We start from the raw sequence: 21139 nt of genomic DNA on the forward strand, positions 1-21139 counted from the left end.
CACTGCGTTGTTTAGGCACACAAAGCTGTTTGCCATGTTGACAAGCACTTTTGCAGCTCATTACAGTGGATCGCTTGAAAAGATATAAATACTTTTCAATGCTCTCGGTGCGCCAACCAGCGCGGCCGTTCTTGCCCGTTTAGCCAACCGCTTTATCAGGAGTCTCGAACATGATTAGAGAAATACGCCTGTCCCGCTCCATCCGTTTGATCTGCGCTAGCGGGCTTGCCGCCGGTTTTCTCGGCCAGCCCGCACTGGCACAAGACAGCGGCGACACCGCTGGCATGCAACGCGTTGAAGTCACCGGTTCTTCCATCAAGCGCCTCGTCTCGGAAACCGCCACGCCCCTTTCCATCTTCAAGGCCGAGGATTTCGCCAAGCAGGGCCTGACCACGGCGCAGGAAGTCCTCAGCAAGATTCCCTCGAATTCGTCCAGCATGGGCAGCGGCAATGCCGTGGGCGGCAACACCAGCGGCCTGCCCACGGGCGGCCAGGCCAGCGCCGACTTGCGCGGCCTGGGCGGCGACAAGACGCTGGTGCTGCTCAATGGCCGGCGCATCGCCAACCATCCGTATGACGGCGCCAGCGTCGACCTGAACATCATCCCGATTGCCGCCCTGGAACGTGTCGAAGTGTTGCGCGACGGCGCCTCGGCCATCTACGGCACGGACGCCATCGGTGGCGTCATCAACTTCATCACCAAGCGCTCGGTCAATGTCACCAACATCACGGCCGAAGTCGTCTCGCCCGAACACAAGGGCGGCGGCGAACACCGTATCAATTTGTCGACGGGCTTCGGCAAGCTCGACACCGACGGCTACAATATTTTCGGCGTCGTCGACTACCACAAGCAAAAGGTGCTGACCTCGCAGGACCGCGACTTCTCCAAGACCGGCATCATTCCCTCGCGCGGCCTGTCGCTGACCAGCGGCACGACCTTCCCCGGCAATTACTTTGATGCGGCCGCCAACGGTGGCGACGGCCTGGCCGGCAATCCGTATGCGGCCACGGGCTGCAGCCCGCCGCTGTCGGTCGCCGCCGCGAATGGCACTTGCCGCCAGGATTACACGCGTCAGATCGACAACTTGCCGGAACAGGAGCAAGTGGCCTTCTTCGGCAAGGGCGCCTTCAAGCTGGGCGGCGGCCACCTGGCCACCGTGGAATATCTGCATTCGGAAAACAAGGTCAAGGCACGCACGGCGCCACCGCCGCAAACGGGCTTGATATTGCCCAACACCAGCAAATATTATCCGGGCAATGCGGGCGGCGTACCGGCCCAGCCTGGCCTGTCCGGCCAGCCGCTGAGCGTCAACTGGCGCCCCGTGGAAGCGGGCCAGCGGCAGATCGATTCGGACGGCAAGGCGGACCGCCTGGTGGTAGCCGTCGAAGGCGAACTGGCGGGCTGGGATTACAAGACGGGCCTGAGCCACGCGATCAGCAAATCGGCGGAAAAATTCACGGGCGGCTATGTGCAGGATGCGTCGTTCGCCGCAGGCGTGCTCAATGGCATCCTGAACCCCTTCGGCATGCAGGATGCGGCAGGCAAGGCCTACCTGGACAGCACGGCCCTGCGCGGCGAAGTGCAAAGCGCCAAGGTCACCACCACCGGCTTCGACATCAAGGGCAGCCGCGAGCTGATGCAACTGGCCGGCGGCCCGCTGGCGGTGGCGATCGGTGGCGAATTGCGGCGTGAAAAGGCGCAATTCAACGTGAACCGCGAGATCGCCAGCCAGGCCACCAGTTCCGGCCTGTCGGGCTCGCTGTCGAAGGACGGTGCGCGCACGATCCAGGCCGTCTTCGGCGAAGTCAACTTGCCGGTGGTCAAGGACCTGGAAGTGCAGCTGGCGGCCCGCTTCGACCACTACAGCGATGTGGGCAGCACCACCAATCCGAAGCTGGCCCTGCGCTACCAGGCCAGCAGCGCGGTGGTGCTGCGCGGCTCGGCCAGTACGGGTTTCCGCGCGCCGACCTTGTTCGAGAAGAACGCGCCGCCATCGAAGAACGATACCAACGATTCGTATGACGACCCGATCCTGTGCCCTGGCGGCGTGCCCCAGCCCGGCGCCAATCCGCTGCGCGACTGCGACTTGCAGCAATTCAAGCTGCAAGGCGGCAACGAGAAGCTGAAGCCGGAAAAATCCAAAACGTTCGCCTTTGGCGTCGTGCTCGAACCGGTCAAGGAACTCACGGTCGCCATCGATTACTGGAACATCCACCTGAAGGACAAGATTTCCTCGCTGCCAGAACAATCGATCTACGGCAACTACGAGAAATACAAGGACTTGTTCCTGCGCAATCCCGATGGTTCGCCGTACGCGATTCTCGACCTGAACGACAATCTCGGCGAAGTGAAAACGGACGGTATCGACCTGAGCCTCAACGCACGCCTGGGCCGTAGCACGTATGGCGATTTCAGCGTATCGGTCGATGGCACGTGGACCCACAAGTATGACTACCAGAACGAACGCGGCGGCGAATTCATCGCCAACGTGGGCCGCTATGCGGATAACAACCCCGTGTTCCGCTGGAAGCATACGGCATCGCTGAACTGGCGCATGGGCAACTGGGGCGCGACCCTGTCGCAATCGTTCAAGTCCGGCTACACGGATCAGAACCAGGTCGATCCCCAATTCAAGCACGACGTACCGTCGTACAGCTTGCTGAGCGTGTCGGGCAGCTATGTGTGGAAAGGTTTGCTGCTGACGGCCGGCGTGAAAAACCTGCTGGACAAGGAGCCGCCATTCTCGAACCAGGGCACGCTGTTCCAGAAAGGCTATGACCCACGCTATACGGATCCGATCGGGCGCGCCTACTACCTGCGTGGCAGCTATACGTTCTAAAGGAAACGCGGGAAAAGGCTGAAGGAAAAGGCTGAAGAAAAAGACGGAAGATACGCACTGGCATGCAGTGCTGGCAATAACAAGAAACGGCGCCATCAGCGATGATGTGCGCCGTTTTATTTTTACCTACCTGAGCACGCCTGACAAGGGCGGACGATACTTTATTAATGAAGTAATGCAAAAAAAATAGTAATTTGTTGCATTTCGTCCAAAAAGTCTGCGCGAAATTGACAATCTGAATTGTGAATGTTTTGATGAGGGCCCGGAAAATTTACCGAATTTTCAGTGGCGGAATTAAAAAGAAGCAAATAAATTGTTAGCAAGCAACAACTTATATCAAGATAATTGCTACCTTTATCACAAAAACAAGGAATTACAAATGATGATTGAAAGTGTAATATCGCGGTCGCTGCGCCTGATGTTTGCTGGTACCCTGGCCTTGGGCATGCACGCCGCATATGCTCAGGAAACAACAGAAGGCGCGATGCAGCGCGTGGAAGTCACGGGTTCGAGCATCAAGCGCCTGGCGTCGGAGACCGCCTTGCCGATCACCTCGATCAAGGCTGACGATTTCGCCAAGCAAGGCTTGACGACGGCACAGGAAGTCCTGTCCACCATTTCCATGAATCAAAGTTCGCAAAGCAGCTCGCAATCCGTCGGCTCCGGTACCGGCGGCCAGTCCGTTGCCGACCTGCGCGGCATCGGCGGCGACAAGACCCTGGTCCTGCTGAATGGCCGGCGCATCGCCAGCCACCCGTTCAACGGCTCGTCCGTCGACCTGAACATCATTCCGATCTCGGCCCTGGAGCGCGTCGAAGTGCTGCGTGACGGCGCTTCCGCCATCTACGGTACCGACGCCATCGGCGGCGTGATCAACTTCATCACCAAGCGTTCGGTCAAGGGCGGCTCCGTGACCGTGGAACATTACGAGCCACAAAAATCGGGCGGCGGCGACGAGTCGCGCCTGAACCTGTCGGCCGGCTATGGCGACCTGAACAAGGATGGCTTCAACGTCTTCGGCGTCGTCGACGTGCACCGCCAATCGGCGCTGAGCGCGGCCGACCGTTCCTTTTCGAAGAGCGGCTACATCCCGAGCAAGGGCGTGGATAACCTGAGCGGCACCACCTTCCCGGCCAACTTCTACGATACGGGCAATGGCGTGATCGGCAACCCGGCCTTCGCCGGCGGCTGTGTGGGCGAAAACCTGTACAAGAACACCTCGGGCAAAAGCACGTGCGCCATGGATGTCACACCGTTCATCCAGGCCATTCCAAAGACCAAGCAGGAATCCTTCCTGGGCAAAGCCAGCTTCAAGCTGAACCAGGACCACCTGGCTACCATCGAATACCTGCACTCGCGCAGCACCAACGAAGCGCGCATCTCGCCGCCGCCCATGTCGAACATCGGCATCCTCATGTCGTCGAGCTCGCCTTACTATCCAGGCGGCAGCGGCGGTGTGCCAGCCGTGCCTGGCCTGTCGGGCGAACCGCTGGACATCAGCTGGCGTCCAGTGGCGTCGGGCCAGCGCAGCGGCTTCGACACCAGCACCTCGGACCGCCTGGTACTGGCCTCCGAAGGCGTGCTGGGCGCATGGGACTATAACGTTGGCCTCAGCTACTCCGTCAGCAAGGCCACCAGCGCCTTCACGGGCGGCTACCTGAATGACCAGCGCATCATCGACGGCATTGGCAATGGCATCCTGAATCCGTTCGGCGAGCAGAGCGCCGCCGGCCAGGCTTACCTGAATGACTCCGTCCTGAAAGGCGAGTACCTGAGCGCCAAGATGACCAGCACGGCAGTCGACGCCAAGGTCAGCCGCGAGCTGTTCACCCTGCCCGCTGGCGCCGTCGGTTTCGCCGTCGGCACGGAATTCCGCAACGACAAGGCCGAATACAACGTGAACCGCGACCTGGCTGGCCAGGCATCGAGCTCCGGCTACGCCGAAGCGCAAAACCAGTCGGGCAGCCGCAACATCGCCGCCATCTTCTCCGAGCTGAGCATTCCTGTCGTGAAAGATCTGGAACTGTCGCTGGCCGCCCGTTATGACCACTACAACGACGTCGGCGGCAGCTTCAACCCGAAAGTCGGCGTGCGCTGGCAGCCAACGAGCCAGGTGCTGCTGCGCAGTTCCTACAACACCGGTTTCCGCGCGCCTACCCTGTATGACCTGCATGGCCCGCAAACCAAGACCTTCACCGCCAACAAGTATGACGATCCGCGCCTGTGCCCAGGCGGCGTCGCCATTCCTGGCGCCAATAGCAACGTGGCCTGCGGCGCGCAGCAATACATCCGCTCGGGCGGCAATCCGGACGTCGGTCCGGAGAAATCGAAGACCTTCAGCGCCGGTATCGTGATCGAACCCGTCAAATCGGTCACCGTATCGCTCGATTACTTCAAGATCAAGCTGCGCGACAAGATCGGCACCGTGGCCGAACAGACCCTGTTCGACAACTACGATAAATATCAGAGCAACTTCATCTACACGGCTGACGGCAAGCTCGACTACGTGCTGGCCACCCTGGGCAACCTGGGCGAAATGCACACCTCGGGCATCGACCTGGGCCTCAACTGGAAATTGCCACGCAGCCAGTACGGCAACTTCACGTTCAACTTCGACGGTACCTGGGTACAGAAGTATGAATACCAGAACGAGCGCGGTGGCGAATTCGTGCAGAACGTCGGCGTGTATGGCGACAATGCACCGGTATTCCGCTGGAGACACAATGCCTCCCTGCAATGGAATATGGACAAGTGGAATGCCACCCTGTCGAACAAGTACATGAGCGGCTACCGCGACCAGAACTACGTCGATCCGCAATTCGAGCAAAGCGTCAAGGCGTACTCGGTATGGTCGCTGTCGGGCGCCTACTCTGGCTTCAAGAACACGGAAGTTACCGTCGGCGTGAAAAACCTGCTGAACGAAGATCCACCGTTCAGTAACCAGATCGGTACCTTCCAGTCCGGCTACGATCCGCGTTTTGCCGATCCGCTGGGCCGTACCTTCTACGTGCGCGCCACGTACAAGTTCTAAGTACACCTGAGAGTAACTGTGGCGCGTCGCGGTTTGCGGCTCGCCACGCTTCTGTCAGGCGGCATGAGCGCAATAAAAAAGCCCGGAAAGCTTAGCTTTCCGGGCTTTTTTGCATGCTGCGCGCCACCTTATTCCTGGTCGCCCCGCAGGCGGCGCTGCTTCACGGCTTGCGCCAGGTTTTCCAGCACGGCCACGCTGGCGCTCCAGTCGATGCAGCCGTCCGTGACGGACTGGCCGTAGATCAATTCCTTGCCCGGCACCAGATCCTGGCGGCCCGCTACCAGGTGCGATTCCACCATCACGCCAACGATGCGGCCGTCGCCGCCCGCCACCTGGCTGGCGATATCGGCACACACGGGAATCTGGTTTTCCGGCTTTTTCGAGCTGTTCGCATGCGAGGCGTCGATCATCAGGCGCGCCGCCAGGCCTTGCGCGGCGATGGCCTTGCAGGCCTCGTCCACGCTGGCAGCGTCATAGTTCGGCGTCTTGCCGCCGCGCAGGATGATATGGCAATCCTCGTTGCCGTTGGTCGAGACGATGGCCGAGTGGCCGCCTTTCGTGACAGAGAGAAAATGGTGCGGCTGCGACGCGGCCTTGATGGCCTCCACGGCGATCTTCACATTGCCGTCCGTGCCATTCTTGAAGCCGACCGGGCACGACAGTCCCGATGCCAGCTCGCGGTGCACCTGCGATTCCGTGGTGCGCGCGCCGATGGCGCCCCAGCTGATCAGGTCGGCGATGTACTGCGGGCTGATCACGTCGAGGAACTCGGTACCGGCAGGCAGGCCCAGTTCATTGATGTCGCGCAGCAGTTCGCGCGCCATGCGCAGGCCGTCGTTGATGCGGAAACTGTTGTCCATGTACGGATCATTGATCAGCCCCTTCCAGCCCACCGTGGTGCGCGGCTTCTCGAAGTACACGCGCATGACGATTTCCAGTTCACCGGCGAAACGCGCGCGTTCCTTGACCAGCAGGCGCGCATACTCCATGGCCGCCTTGGTGTCGTGGATGGAGCAAGGCCCGATCACCACCATCAAACGGTCGTCCTGGCCATGCAGGATACGGTGCAGGGCGATGCGCGCGTTGGCGGCGGTCTGTTCGGCTTGCTCCGAGCAGGCAAATTCGCGGATCAGGTGGGACGGCGGAGTCAATTCCTTCATTTCGCGAATACGCAAATCATCGGTGCGGGGCATCATTTTCTCCAAAATTTAAGGAAGGGTAAAACATCTGGGTAAAAAAAAACCGCCATCGGTGGCGGTTTTTTAGAATTTGCTGGGATCTCGTTTTGCTGCTACGTGAACCGACCGCTACTCCACCGCCTTTGGGTTGGAATTGCTAAAGTAAAAGTAAGCGGTAAAAAAGTGGCGTGCGAACATGCGAGTCTTCCGTAAGTGTTGAACGACTATAAACCTAAATTGCAAGGCTTGGCAAGCATATTTGTTGGCAAATGCGCATGGGGCTGCCCTTTCACACGGCAAAGCACGCAAAAAAGCATAAAAAGTTGCGCGCCATGGGCAGGCCCTGGCCCTGCTTCCACCGCTGTGCCCGTCGTGGCGCCCACGCCACGCCAACGTCCTTTCGGCGGGGGCAAGCGGCGCACTACTGATCAAGATCTAGTCCCGGACGGCTGGACGGACAAGACTCAAAGGCGCACCGATGACCTTTGACGCCTGACCTTACCGGAGAACAGCATGATACCTGCCCCAACCGTCCACCCCGCCCCCTTTTCACCGCCACGCCTGGGCCTGGCCCTCGCCAGCGCCCTGCTGGCCCTGCCCGTCCTGGCGCAGGACGCTGCCCCCATTGCCCGTGTCGAAATCACCGGCTCGAACATCCGCCGCGCCCAGGCTGAAACCGCCTCGGCAGTGCAAACCCTGAACGCGGCCGACATCGAAAAATCAGGCAAATCCAGCGTAGCCGAACTGCTGCAAACCCTGGCCGTGGACAACCAGGGTTCCGTGCCCACCACGTTCGGCGGTGGCTTTGCCGCTGGCGCCTCCGGCATTTCGCTGCGCGGCCTGGGCACGGCCTCGACCCTGGTGCTGCTGAATGGCCGCAGGGTGGCGCCGTACGGCCTGGCCGACGACGGACAGAAGGTATTTGCCGACCTGAACATCATTCCCCTGGAAGCCGTGGAGCGCGTGGAAATCCTCAAGGATGGCGCCTCGGCCATCTATGGCTCGGACGCCATCGCCGGCGTGGTCAACGTGATTCTACGGCGCGACTACCAGGGCACGGCCATCAAAGGCAATTACGGCAAGACCAATGACTGGGACGGGCGCGATGCGCGCGCCGCCATCACGCACGGCTTCGGCGACCTCGACCGCGACCGCTACAACGTGCTGCTGAACCTTGAGTACGGCGAAAAATCCGCCATCTGGAACCGCGACCGGGCCGGACGGGGCGCCGTCGGCCGCAGCGACTTGCGCGACCTGGGCTTCAGTGCGCAGGAAACCCTCAGCGGCGCGGGCGCCATCACCACCAACAACGCGGCCGGCAGCGCCGTCAACGGCAATGTGCGCAATCCCGACACGCTCGACTACTACAACCGGGGCAACCCTGCCGGCGTGGGGTTTACGCGCACCTTCCCCGGCGGCGCCTGCGGCAACTTCACCAGCCATCCACAGGGCGATCCGGGTGGCGGCTGCCTGACCGATGCCGCGCAACAATACAGCCAGATCCAGCCCCGGCAAAAAAACATCAATTTCTTCGGTCGCGGCACATGGCAAGCCACGCCAGCCCTGCAAGCCTATGCGGAACTGAACGTCTACCACAGCGAGTCGCGCTCGAGCACCACGCCATCGACCGTCAGCGGCTCGGTCGGCTACCCTGGCGGCCCCGTCAGCAATGCGGGCGTCTCGCTGGGCGCGGCCCACCCGGACAATCCCTACTTCGGCACGGCGACCCGCCTGCGCTACCTGGCGGCCGACGTGGGGCCGCGCACATCGGACGTCGAGTCCACCTTCACGCGATTCGTCGCCGGCATCAAGGGCGCCGTGGCAGGCTGGGAGATCGACAGCGCCCTGCTGTATTCGCAAAACAAGGTGTCGAACGACAGGGACGGCTACCTGCAGCGCGACGTGGCCTTCGCCCTGCTCAACCCGACCGCCGCCAACGTGGCGGCCGCCAGCCTGAACCCCGCCTATGCGGCTTTGCCGGCAGGCAGCCTGTGGCGCATCGCGGAAAATGCGGGACTCAATTCGCCAGCCTTGTACGCGGCCCTGTCGCCGCGTATTTCCAATGACGCCAGGACCCGTATTGCACAGATCGATTTCAAGGCCAGCCGCGAAATAGGCAAACTGGATGGCGGCGCCCTGGGCGTGGCCGTCGGTGCCGAATTCCGCCACGAAAAGACGGAACTGCAGCCTACCGCCGGCACGGAACGGGGCAATATCATCGGCCTTGGCTATTCCGCCTACCGGGGCAGCCGCAATGCTTCGGCCATCTATGCCGAGGTGCTGGCGCCCGTCCTGAGCACCTTGGAACTGTCGGGCGCCTTGCGCGCCGACCATTTCAGCGATGTGGGCAATTCCTACACGCCAAAAGTGGGCGTGAAATGGACGCCCGTGCGTGAACTGGCCTTGCGCAGCACCTTCGCCAAGGGTTTTCGCGCCCCCAGCGCGGCGGAAAACGGCGTCGGTGGCCTGGCCGCCTTCGCCACCGCCAGCGATCCGCTGCGCTGCGCGCTGGGCGTGGAAGCGGCATGCGATCCGGCTTCGATCGCCGTCATCACCTCGCCCAACCCCAACCTGTCGCCGGAACGCTCGCGCAGCTATTCCGTGGGCGCCGTGTGGGATCCACTGCCGCGCACCAGCATTTCCGTCGACCTGTGGCAGATCCGCCGCAAGAATGAAATCAACCAGGAGCAGACGGATACCGCCATTGCCGAAGGCCATGTGGCGCGCGATCCGTCGACAGCCACCGGCATAGCCGGCGATCCGGGTGCCATCACGGCCGTGCTGGCCAATTACGTGAACTCGGCGCAGACGACGGTGCGCGGCATCGATATCGATGCACGCCAGCGTTTCAACCTGGGCGGCGGCTACGGCAATCTCATCTTCGATATCAAGTGGACGCACCTGTACAAATGGCTGCGCACGGAACAGGATGGCACACGGCGCGACTTTGCCGGCACGCATGGCAACTGCGACACATCCAACTGCATGGGCACGCCCAATGACAGGCTCAACCTGGGGGCCACCTGGGAACGCCAGAACTGGCGGCTCTCGGCCAACGTCAACTACCTCGCCCACCTCGACAACGTGCTGTTCAAGAACGACCCGGACGGCTGCGCCACGCATTTCGCCGATGGCACGGATTCGCCGCGCGGTTGCCGCATCGCCTCCTTCACCACGGTGGATCTGACGGCCCGCTGGCTTGCCACACCCAAGCTGGAGGTGTTTGCGACGGTGCAAAACCTGTTCGACAAGATCGCCCCGCTCGACCCGCTGACGTATGGCGCCACAGGCTACAACCCGCTCGACTACGCGGGCGCGGCAGGACGGTTTTTCAGTGCGGGAGTAAAGTATAAATTCTGAAAAATCCGCTAGCGGTGCTGACGCGGCCGGTAATGCTGGCCTGATGGCGGTGTCTATGCGATCAGCATCCCAGAATGCAGGTCGGGTTAGCGGGGCGCAGCCACGCGTAACCCGACACCATTGTTGACTCGGCCGTTGGCGAATGTGGCTCGGTGATGTCGGCTTACGCCCTGCGGGCTAAGCCGACCTACGCAGGCAGCGTCCGATGAAATTCAGGTCGGGTTAGCGGGGCGCAGCCACGCGTAACCCGACACCATTGTTGACTCGGCCGTTGGTGAATGTGGCTCGATGATGTCGGCTTACGCCCTGCAGGCTAAGCCGACCTACGCAGGCAGCATCCGATAAAAGGTAGGTCGGGTTAGCGGGGCGCAGCCACGCGTAACCCGACACCATTGTTGACTCGGGCGTTGCTGCCGCCTACGCCCGACCGGCAAAAATCAGGCCGTGCCGCCGACCGTGATGCCGTCCAGGCGCAAGGTCGGCTGCCCCACGCCCACGGGCACGCTTTGCCCCTCCTTGCCGCACACGCCCACGCCCGAGTCCAGGCGCATGTCGTTGCCGATCATGGAGACGCGGTTGAGCACGTCCGGGCCATTGCCGATCAGGGTGGCGCCCTTCACCGGGTAGCTGAGCTTGCCGTTTTCAATCATGTACGCTTCGCTGGCCGAGAAAACGAACTTGCCGTTCGTGATATCGACCTGGCCACCGCCGAAATTGACGGCGTACAGGCCGTTTTTCACGGAAGCGAGGATCTCGCCCGGGTCCTTGTCGCCGCCGAGCATATACGTGTTGGTCATGCGCGGCATCGGCAGGTGGGCGAACGACTCGCGGCGCGCATTGCCCGTCACGGGCATCTTCATCAGGCGCGCATTCATGGTGTCCTGGATATAGCCTTTCAGGATGCCATCCTCGATCAGCGTCGTGCACTGCGTGGGATTGCCTTCGTCATCGATATTCAATGAGCCGCGGCGGCCCGCCAGGGTGCCGTCGTCGACCACGGTGACGCCCTTGGCCGCCACGCGCTCGCCGATGCGTCCGGAAAATGCGGACGAGCCCTTGCGGTTGAAATCGCCTTCCAGGCCGTGGCCGATCGCTTCGTGCAGCAGGATGCCGGGCCAGCCCGGGCCCAGCACGATGGTCATGGGACCGGCTGGCGCGGGGCGCGCTTCCAGGTTCACCAGCGCCGAATTGACGGCGTCGGTCGCGTATTGCTCCAGCACGGCATCGCTGAAATAGTCATAGCTGTAGCGTCCGCCACCACCGGCTGAACCCGTCTCGCGGCGGCCATTCTGTTCCGCAATCACCGTCACGGAGACGCGCACCAGCGGACGGATATCGGCCGCCAGCACGCCGTCGCTGCGCAGCACCAGCACCACGTCATATTCGCCGGCCAGGCCCGCCATCACTTGCACGACTCTCGGGTCTTTCGCACGCGCCATTTTTTCCACGCGCTCAAGCAGCTGCACCTTGGCCGTGGCGTCCAGCGATGCGAGCGGATCGTTGGGCAGGTACAGGGAGCGCCCGCCCTGCGGCTGCATGTGGCCGGCGATCTTGATCTTGCCCGCGCCGGCCCGCGCGATGGTGCGCGTGGCGGCCGCCGCTTCCAGCAGGGCCCGCTCGGAAATCTCGTCGGAATAGGAAAAGGCCGTCCTGTCGCCGGACACGGCGCGCACGCCGACGCCCTGGTCGATGGAAAAACTGCCCGTCTTGACGATGCCCTCTTCCAGGCTCCAGCCTTCGCTCTTGGTCGACTGGAAATACAGGTCGGCATAATCGACCTTGTGGGTAAACATCGTGCCCAGGGCTTTCAGCAGCTTGTCCTCGTCCAGGCCGAACGGCGTCAGCAGGATTTCGCGCGCCACGGCCAGGCTCGACAGATTGGGTTCAAATGGGTTCATGACTTTACACTCGCTAATGATATTCAAGGCAATCGCGGTACCTGACCGTAGCGCTGCCGTGCTTGGCACGGGACCGCCGAGGCGGTGAGCGTCGCAGGCCTCAAACCGCGACGCGCAGCAGCTGATGTCAGGCAGTGCTCACATGGTGCGGTGGGCCAGGGCGGGCAAGGATTCGCGCACGCCAGCCAGAAACAGGGGATCGATCTCGCCGCTGACCACGCCCTCGCCTTCCGGCAGCACGGCCTTGACTTCGCCCCAGGGGTCGATCAGCATGCTGTGGCCCCAGGTACGGCGGCCGTTCGGATGCAAGCCGCCCTGCGCCGAGGCCAGCACATAGCACTGGTTTTCAATGGCACGCGCGCGCAGCAGCACTTCCCAGTGGGCGCGGCCCGTCGTATGGGTAAACGCGGCCGGCACGACCATCAGCGCGCAATCGCCCATGGCGCGGTACAGCTCGGGGAAACGCAGGTCATAGCAGACGGACAAGCCAACACGGCCGAACGGCGTCTCGATCGAACGCACCTGCGCGCCGGGCACGATGGTGCGCGATTCATTATAGGATTCGGTGCCGCGCGTAAAGCCGAACAGGTGGATCTTGTCGTAGCGGCCGGCCGGTTCGCCTTGCGGGTCATACACCAGGGTCGTGTTCAGCACTTTTCCTTCCTGGCCGGAAATCAAAGGCAAGGTGCCGCCGATCAGCCAGATGCCATGCTGGCGCGCCATCTGCGCCATGCCATCCTGGATCGGGCCGCTGCCGGGCTGCTCCGCGTGCGCCAGCTTGTCCGTTTCCTGCTGGCCCATGATGGCCCAGTATTCGGGCAGCACCACCAGCAGCGCGCCACCGGCGGCCGCCTGCGCCACCAGGCGCCGCGCCGTGGCCAGGTTGTCGTCCACGGACGGCGAGGACACCATTTGTATCGCTGCGACTGTATGCATCATTTCCACCTATTGTCATTCAAACGCCGGTCTATTTCGCCACCGCCTCCGCCGCCGCGGCGGCAGGAACGGCCAGAGGTTCCAATTTACCACCATCAAGCTTGGTCACCACGGGCGATTTCCACGGGCCGGCGATCTGCATGTGGTAAGTGAGCGCCTTCATCACGGGTGCGCGCAGGAACAGTTGCGCCAGGAAACTGCCCAGGCCGATGACGGGGTTGACGGCCAGCGCATACACGAGAGGCCCGGTACCCAGATTGAATTCCGGAATCACCACCACGTGCAGATTCGTCGTTTCATTGGCGATGTCGGCCGTGCCATCCATCAGCACGGTGGCTGCCACGCCATGCATCTTGAGGTTATCGGTGGTCACCACGCCACGCTTGATGCTGGCGTTGGCCGTGATGCCGTCGAAGGCCAGGCCTTCGGAAAACACATCGTGGAAATCGAGTTTCAGCAAACGGGGCAAGGCTTGCAGGCTGAGCACACCCAGCAGCTTGGCCGCGCCCGGGTCCTGCTTGAGGAACTGGCCCGACTCCACATTCATTTCGATCTGGCCCGACAAGGTGGGAATGTCCAGCGAATACGGCAAGCCATTCCAGGCGATGTCGCCGCTCAGGCGGCCTTTGCCGCGACGCACGGTATCGGCAAAGCCGAAGCGGTCCAGCAGCTTGCCCGCATCGACGATGTCAAGGCCGAAACGCAGGCTGGTCGTGCTTTGCCCATCCTTGATGACCCATTTTCCATTGCCGCTCAGGGCGCCATCGGGATTCGACAATTGCAGCTTGCCCACGCGCCACTCGCGCCCGCCGGCCGCCATGGTGTTATAGGCCTGCAACTCCAGCCGGCCGATCTTCTTGTTGAACAGCTCGAATTGCTCGGCGACGATATCGAGCGAAGGGATAGACTGCGCGCCGCTCTTGCCTTCGAGCAGATTTTTCACATCGTTGGCGGCCGATTCCGGAATGATCAGGGACGACAGGCGCGCCGTCATCTTGCCCAGGCCGGACGGCGTTTCCAGCCACGTCACATAACCGGACACCTGCTTCGCATCGATATTGGCCTGCCATACATCTTTCTGGTGCGTGGCGCCCACCACCACGTTTTCCAGCTTGCGCTCGCCCAGCATCAGTTCGCTGGCACGCGCCGCCATCATGTCGGGCACCACATACTGGGCAATATCGGGCGCGTCGCCATCGACGCCGGTGTCGCTGGTGGCCGCGCCACTGCCGGCGATTTCGCTGCCGGCGGCGATCCAGCTATCCACGTCCAGGGTCTTCATGTTGACGTTGAGCATCATGCCACTGTCCGGTTCCGGCGCCGGCACGTTCACGCCGATGCCGCCGCGCACCAGACGCCAGGCGTCCTTGCCCTGCTTCTGGCGCTGGTAGCGCGCCGCGATGCCGGAACCGAGAGCGATGCGGATATCGTCCGTGCGCAAGCCGGCCCCGTTGGCCGCATTGCCCGTCAGGGTGAATTTCACGGGCAGGCTGTCGCCGGCCGCTTTTTTCAGGGGCGCGGGGAAATCCAGGCCCAGGCCCGTCAACGGCGACTCCACGTTGACGATGACCTGGTGGTCGCGCGCCGTGATCAGGCCGTTATAGCGGGCGCCGCCGTTCAAATGTTTGGCCAGGCGCTGCAGCACGGGCGCCGGATAGGTCTTGCGCAAGCCATCGATGCTCATGTTGCCCGCAATCTTGACCTGGATGGAATTGTCCGGCTGCGTACCGCCCGAAATGGCCAGCGGCCCGCCCAGCAGGCTGCCATTCAAGCCGTTCAGGTTGACGCCCTTCTCGTTGAACTCGATCTTGCCCTGCGTGCCCAGCACGGGCGGCATGTCATGGAACAGCACCACGTCGTTGCCGGCCAGCTGCAGGCTGCCCTGGACAGTCGATTCCATCAGGCGTTCGATCGGCAGGTGCAGCTTCAATGCCAGCTTGGCGTTGCCGGTGGCTGTGGTTTCATCCGTGAAATGCTCGATCCAGCCCAGCACGGGGCTGGCTGTCACGTACTTGAGAAATTCCTGCATCGGGCCGGCCGCGTTGCCATCGATATCGAGCAAGGTATCGAACACGGTCAGGTCGGGGATCACGGCTTTCACGTTCGTCAGGGCCACGCCGCCCGTAGTGGCCGTGTCGCCCCGGATTTCCATGCGCGCGCGCTCGAAAATGAAACTGCCCTTGATCTTTTCCGCCTGCGGCCACAGCGGCGCCTTGCCCGCCAGCGTACCGCTTTCGGCAAATTCGCCGGGCGCGTAGTTCAGAATGCCATTGTCAAGCTTGCCGGCCACGCGGAATTCGCCGCGGTTGCGCTGCGCCGGCGACGCCGCATTGAAAGGGAAATGCTCAAGTTCGCCGCGCAGGCGCAGGTTGACGTCGTGCGCCACGCCGCCTTCGAGCGCGCCCGTCAGCCAGTGGCGCAGGTGCTCGGGCGTTTGCACGGGCAAATAGCGGTCGATGGTGTTGATCTCGAAATTGTCGATCGTACCGGTCACATCCACCTGGCCCAGGTTCTTGCCATCGAGCGGCATGCGGTGCGTACCGTGCAGGGCCACGCGCAAGCCTTGCTGATCGAAGTCCAGCTTGTCCAGCTCGACCTGCAGCATATTGTCAGCCTCGAACTTCCAGCGCGCCTGCATGGCGAATTGGGCGAATGGCAAGGCCGGTTCGCTCAGATAGGAAGGGAACTGCAGCACCAGGTCTTGCGCGTCGATGGCGATGGTGCCGCCCTGGTCGCTGGCGTCGATACTGCCCGTCAAGTGGTCAAAGCCGGGGATGGCCGGTGCGGCAGCCTGCGCGGGCGTGCTCGCCGTCTTCGCCACGGCCAGGCGCGCCGGCTGCGCATTCAGCCCCAGCCCGACGAGCTTGCCGCGCAAACGGTAGCTGGCGGGCGTGGCCATGTCGCCGTCCCATTCGGCGACAAAATCCTGCAAGCGGCCGCGTGGCGCCAGGGCATCCAGGCGCTGGCGCTGTTGCGTGCCCAGCGGCAACTTATCCGCCAGCGCGGCCAGGGTCTGCAGATCGAGGGACTGGGCCGTGATTTCCGTGCGCGCCGGCTTGCGTCTGGTGGCGGCGATGTAACGCTCGGACAGGGTCGTGGGTGGCAGGCTGAGACCATCGCGCGTTTCCAGAGCGAAATTGGTCAGCTGCACCTGGTGCCCGTTCGCGCCAAAGGTCGGCTTGCCATCCGGCACTTGCACCGACAAGTCTTCCTTCGCCGAAATGCGTCCGCTCACCGTCAGCAAATCCATCGGAGCAATGTGCGGGCCCAGTTGCGCCTGCACATCCGTCAGGCCCACATCGGCCGTAAAACCGGCCAGGCGCGCGTGATCCAGGCTCAGCCAGGCACGCAGGGCGCCCTTGCCCTGGCTAAGTTCAAACGGGTAATCAAGATAGCGGCGCCAGGCGGCCAGGTCGGCGTTTTTCAGGTCGGCGTACAGCTCGCCCTTCCACATCGACACATCCGAGATGCGCGTGCTGAAAGGCGGATGCGTGAAGTGAGCGCGCACATCGATGGGGGCGGCCAGGCTGGCCGGCGGGGTCGCCTGCAAACCCAGGCGGTGGCTGCGCCAGCGGTTGCGCAGCAGCACATTCACCTGGGACAAGGCCAGCTCCGGCGTGCCGCGCTGCTCGTCCGTCCAGCGCACCTTGCCGTCGCGGATGACGATATCGTGCTGCGACAGCAGCCAGTCGGCGCCTTTGCCATCGCTGCCCTGCTTGCTGTCGACCAGCACGCCAGCCACATACAGGCGGCCATCCTTGCTGCGCCGCACGTCCAGGTCGGGCCGCGTGATTTCCAGGGTATCGAAACGCACGCTGCCGAGCACGCTCCACCACGACACGGTGGCCGACACGCTCGGCAGGCTCAGCGCCTGGCGCCCCGTCTGGTCGCGCAGGGTCACGTCGCCGAGGAACAGCGACGGCCGCACGCCATGCCAGGAAGCATAAATACGCGCAATACTGACGGGGTTGCCCAGCGCGCGGCTGGCCGCCCGCTCGATATCGCCTTTGTAGTAATCGATATTCGGCAGGATGGCGTAGCGCAGGAACAGGAACAGGACGGCGAAGGCGAAATACGCCAGCAGCACGACTTTGATGGCGAAACCGAGCACATGATGGGTGGCCAGGTTGGCCATGCGATAGGCGGCACGCAGCCGCTGCCAGCGCAGGGCCAATGGCACATGTTCTGTCACGCTTGCTTCTGGCGGTTTTTGCATCAATAAGCTAATAAACTGGCCTGGCGTCAAATAATGGCAAAAATCGTCTGCATTCGTGGCGCGCGCGCGCATCCTTGCGCTTGCGTCCGGGCAAAGCCTCCCTTACCATCGTCCAGGAGAGTGCGCACTACCTGCCGGCATTATCACCGGCGGCACAATTTTACCGCATCCCCTGCCGTTCGCAGCCAAGTAAACCAAGAACCATGCACGAAGCATCCACGCAGCCCCTAACGATACCGCAACCATGAGCCAAACGCCCTTGATCTCCGCCTCCCGTTTCTACCAGCGTTGGCTCAATGCCGCCCCCGAACGCGCCGAACAGGTGGCGCAACTGGTGCGCACCCCGCTGGACCAGCTGGACTTTGGCGCAGCGCTGGCCCAGCAGGCGAACGCGGCCACGCCGCCGCTGCCGGCCGAGCGGGCCATGCGCCGCCTGCGCAATTTACTGGTGTGCGGCCTGATCGCGCGCGATCTTGGCGGCCAGGCCGACTTGAACGAAGTCGTCACGGCCATGACGGGCTTTGCCGATTTCGCCATCCGCACGCATGTGGACGCCATCATGGCCGAGATGGTGGCCCAACACGGCATGCCCGTCGGCGAGGAATCGGGGCAGGAGCAGGCATTGATGGTGCTGGCGATGGGCAAGCAAGGCGGCGGTGAGCTGAATGTCTCGTCGGATATCGACCTGATCTTTGTTTACCCGGAAGATGGCGACACGCAAGCGGCCTTGCCCGGCCAGCGCAGCCTGTCCAACCACGAGTTTTTCATTCGTATGGGCAAGAAACTGATCGCCGCCCTGGCCGAGATCACGCAAGACGGTTTTACTTTCCGTGTAGACATGGCGTTGCGCCCGAACGGCAACTCCGGTCCACTGGCTGCCAGCCTGAGCATGGTGGAACAGTATCTGATCGTGCAAGGACGCGAATGGGAACGCTACGCCTGGGTCAAGGCGCGCGCCGTGACGGGCAAGGCCGAGGATATCGCCTCGCTCGACGCCATCGTGCGTCCCTTCGTCTTCCGCCGCTATCTTGATTTCGGCGTCATCGATGCCATCCGCACCATGCATGGCCAGATCCGCGCCGAGGTCAACCGCCAGGAGCGGCTGCACCCCGACCGCAGCAACAACGTCAAGCTGGGACGCGGCGGCATCCGCGAAATCGAATTCCTGGCGCAAGTGTTCCAGCTGATACGCGGCGGGCGCGATGCCGAGCTGCGCGAGCGCTCCACGCGCGCCACCCTGCGCACGGTGGCGGAAAAAGGCTTGCTGGAACCGGCCATCGTGGAACAGTTGCTTGGCTCATATACGTTCCTGCGCAACCTGGAACACCGGCTGCAATACCTGGACGATGCGCAAACCCACACCCTGCCGGCGAATGACGCCGACCGCCTGAGCGTGGCGCAGATGATGGGTTTGCCCGACAGCCCCACCCTGCTGGCGCAGCTGGAAGCGCACCGCGTGTTTGTCGCAGGACAATTTGACGAAATGTTCAGCGACAAGAGCAGCGGCACGCCGCCAGCCGACACGGGCATCGACCCGCAGACGTCCAACGAGTGCGCCGCCTCGGACCAGCAGGAAGCCATCGAAGCGCGTTTCGCCGCCCTGGGTTTCCATGAGCCGGCCGCCTGTGCGCGCCGCCTGCTGGCCACCTGGCAGGCGCCGCGTTTGCAATCCTTGCCCGAAGCGAGCCGCACGCGCCTCGTCGCCCTCGTCAATTCCGCCCTGCCCCTGATCACCGATTGCTCCGTTTCCAACGGCAACGCCAGCCAGCTGGCCACCCTGGGCCGCCTGCTCGATTTTTTGGAAGCCATCGCGCGCCGCTCCGCCTATCTGTCGCTGCTGACGGAGTATCCGCACACCCTGGAGCGCGTGGTGCGCATGGTGTGCGCCAGCGGCTGGGCCGCCACTTTCCTCACGCAGCACCCGATCCTGCTCGACGAGCTGTTAGACGAGCGCATCCGCAACACGGTGCCGGACCCGGCCGCGCTGGCGCTGGACCTGCAACGCCAGCTTGACGACGCGCCAGGCGACACGGAGCGGCAGATGGATATCCTGCGCGAAATGCACCATGCGCAGCTGTTCCAGTGCCTGGCGCAAGACCTGGCGGGCGACCTGAGCGTGGAAAAGCTGGCCGACTACCTGTCGCAGCTGGCCGACATCATCGTCGCCGCCACCGTGCAAGCCGTCTGGCAAACCATCCCCGGCCGCCACCGCGAGGTGCCGAAGTTCGCCGTCATCGCGTACGGCAAGCTGGGCGGCAAGGAACTGGGCTATGTCTCCGACCTCGACGTCATCTTCCTGTTCGACGACGACGACCAGGAAGCACCGGGCCTGTACGCCAAGCTGGCGCAGCGTTTCATTACCTGGATGACCTCGCACACCTCGGCCGGCATTTTGTTCGATATCGACATCGCCCTGCGTCCCGATGGCGCTTCCGGCATGCTGGTCTCCAGCGTGCAGGCATTCGAACGCTACCAGAGCAGCGCTGCCTGGGTGTGGGAACACCAGGCGCTCACGCGCGCGCGCTTTTGCGCCGGGGATTCCACCATCGGCAAGCATTTTGAACGCATCCGCGACACCATCCTGCGCAAGGAGCGCCCGGAAAACGGCCCGCTCAAGGGCGAAGTGGTGACCATGCGCAAGAAAATGCTGGACGCGCACCCACCACGCCCCGGCAACTTTGACTTGAAACAGGATCCGGGCGGCATGATCGACATCGAGTTCATGGTGCAATACCTGGTGCTGCAGCACGCGGCCCAGTATCCGCAGCTGACGGCGAATACGGGCAATATCGCCCTGCTGCGCCTGTGCGGCGAACTGGGGCTGATCGACGCGCAGCTGGCCGGCCTCGTCGCCGACGCCTACCGCGCGCTGCGCAAGCTCCAGCACCAGATGCGCCTGCAGGGCCAGGACCTGGCCCGCGTGGAGCCGGAACGGGTGCGCGTGCATGCGGAAAATGTACGGCGCCTGTGGCAAGCGATCTTCCATGAGGCGGGCTGATCCTGCTTGCCAGGCAAACTTTGTCTGACTGTTGTCGCAAACTTACCACAAAAAAACCGGATGAACTGACGGCTGGCACCCGACCCGGCATGCAATCCTTGCGTGCCGGTGGCGGGTCTCGGCACAACACGGCGCCGCCGTCATGCCACGTCTCAAACCAGCCGGCATCCTGTTTTTTCGCCGTTTCGCTTATCGGCCCCGTATCGCCAATAACAGTGGTAGAAAAAACATCCCATTCCCCCTGGATGTTTTTTCCCAAAAAACGTCCAGGCGCGGCATATATTGTATTCATACGCGGCAGCAGTCAAAAAATCGCCGTTTCGCCTATGCCCAATACGGCCCCGATCCATGCAGGCCGGAATCGGCATTCAATAATCCGTCCACCATTTCCCATTTAGTTCCCACGTATCGGGATGCAGGGCAAGAGTTCCCTCGTTGAAGCTCCCGCCTCTATGAGAGGACATTGCAAAATAGAATTTTAATTTTCAAAAATGCAATTTAATAATATAAGAAAAATAATCAAGTCCAGGCGGATTCATTCACTCCAGTTAATCGCGTTATTTAAATACATTGCAAAATTCAAGCGATGCATAAAAGACAATGTGGCAAATAACATCAAGCAGTTCCATGCCAAAAATGATACGCAGATTTCACAATCCACACGCCATATTGTCTAGACAGG

The 21139-nt window shown here is 62.4% G+C and carries 8 protein-coding genes; 4 read left to right on the forward strand and 4 right to left on the reverse strand.

Annotation, left to right across the window (positions count from 1 at the left end; genetic code table 11):
• The first annotated feature begins 170 nt into the window (after positions 1-170).
• Both ACQ4WR_RS08600 and ACQ4WR_RS08605 read left to right on the forward strand, forming a co-directional pair.
• Complete coding sequence (locus ACQ4WR_RS08600; protein ID WP_436486626.1) at positions 171-2840, forward strand: TonB-dependent receptor; 2670 nt, start codon at positions 171-173, stop codon at positions 2838-2840.
• A gap of 379 nt (positions 2841-3219) precedes the next feature.
• Entirely contained in the window at positions 3220-5871 is a 2652-nt protein-coding gene (locus tag ACQ4WR_RS08605) for a TonB-dependent receptor (protein ID WP_436486628.1), read from the forward strand.
• 128 nt (positions 5872-5999) lie between these two features.
• On the opposite strand, the gene aroG is transcribed toward ACQ4WR_RS08605, so the two are convergent.
• Positions 6000-7064, reverse strand: a complete 1065-nt coding sequence (aroG, locus tag ACQ4WR_RS08610) for a 3-deoxy-7-phosphoheptulonate synthase AroG (protein WP_102294441.1) — start codon at positions 7062-7064, stop codon at positions 6000-6002.
• Positions 7065-7562: 498 nt separating this feature from the next.
• Here aroG and ACQ4WR_RS08615 point away from each other — a divergent pair, with 498 nt between their 5' ends.
• A complete protein-coding gene (locus ACQ4WR_RS08615) occupies positions 7563-10409 on the forward strand; it encodes a TonB-dependent receptor (protein ID WP_436486630.1) in 2847 nt (948 codons plus the stop codon).
• Positions 10410-10846: 437 nt separating this feature from the next.
• Here ACQ4WR_RS08615 and tldD read toward each other — a convergent pair whose 3' ends face one another.
• The 3 genes from tldD to ACQ4WR_RS08630 form a co-directional block, all read right to left on the reverse strand.
• Entirely contained in the window at positions 10847-12307 is a 1461-nt protein-coding gene (gene tldD, locus ACQ4WR_RS08620) for a metalloprotease TldD (RefSeq protein WP_436486632.1), read from the reverse strand.
• A 138-nt stretch (positions 12308-12445) separates the two neighbouring features.
• Positions 12446-13246, reverse strand: coding sequence for a carbon-nitrogen hydrolase family protein (locus ACQ4WR_RS08625; RefSeq protein WP_436486634.1), 801 nt, complete (start codon positions 13244-13246; stop codon positions 12446-12448).
• Between the two features lie 28 nt (positions 13247-13274).
• On the reverse strand, positions 13275-17435 hold the full coding sequence (locus tag ACQ4WR_RS08630; RefSeq protein ID WP_436486636.1) for a YhdP family protein: 4161 nt from the start codon (positions 17433-17435) through the stop codon (positions 13275-13277).
• Positions 17436-17703: 268 nt separating this feature from the next.
• On the opposite strand from ACQ4WR_RS08630, the gene glnE reads away from it, so the two are divergent.
• Positions 17704-20457, forward strand: a complete 2754-nt coding sequence (glnE, locus tag ACQ4WR_RS08635; protein ID WP_436486638.1) for a bifunctional [glutamate--ammonia ligase]-adenylyl-L-tyrosine phosphorylase/[glutamate--ammonia-ligase] adenylyltransferase — start codon at positions 17704-17706, stop codon at positions 20455-20457.
• Positions 20458-21139 lie beyond the last annotated feature (682 nt).

It is taken from the genome of Janthinobacterium amylolyticum, from assembly GCF_051380655.1.
Lineage (GTDB): Bacteria > Pseudomonadota > Gammaproteobacteria > Burkholderiales > Burkholderiaceae_D > Janthinobacterium.

Excerpts from the sequence above, each read along its gene's own strand:
- ACQ4WR_RS08600 (WP_436486626.1), top strand. The coding sequence starts at position 171 with ATGATTAGAGAAATACGCCTGTCCCGCTCCATCCGTTTGATCTGCGCT.
- ACQ4WR_RS08605 (WP_436486628.1), top strand. The coding sequence starts at position 3,220 with ATGATGATTGAAAGTGTAATATCGCGGTCGCTGCGCCTGATGTTTGCT.
- aroG (WP_102294441.1), bottom strand. The coding sequence starts at position 7,064 with ATGCCCCGCACCGATGATTTGCGTATTCGCGAAATGAAGGAATTGACT.
- ACQ4WR_RS08615 (WP_436486630.1), top strand. The coding sequence starts at position 7,563 with ATGATACCTGCCCCAACCGTCCACCCCGCCCCCTTTTCACCGCCACGC.
- tldD (WP_436486632.1), bottom strand. The coding sequence starts at position 12,307 with ATGAACCCATTTGAACCCAATCTGTCGAGCCTGGCCGTGGCGCGCGAA.
- ACQ4WR_RS08625 (WP_436486634.1), bottom strand. The coding sequence starts at position 13,246 with ATGATGCATACAGTCGCAGCGATACAAATGGTGTCCTCGCCGTCCGTG.
- glnE (WP_436486638.1), top strand. The coding sequence starts at position 17,704 with ATGAGCCAAACGCCCTTGATCTCCGCCTCCCGTTTCTACCAGCGTTGG.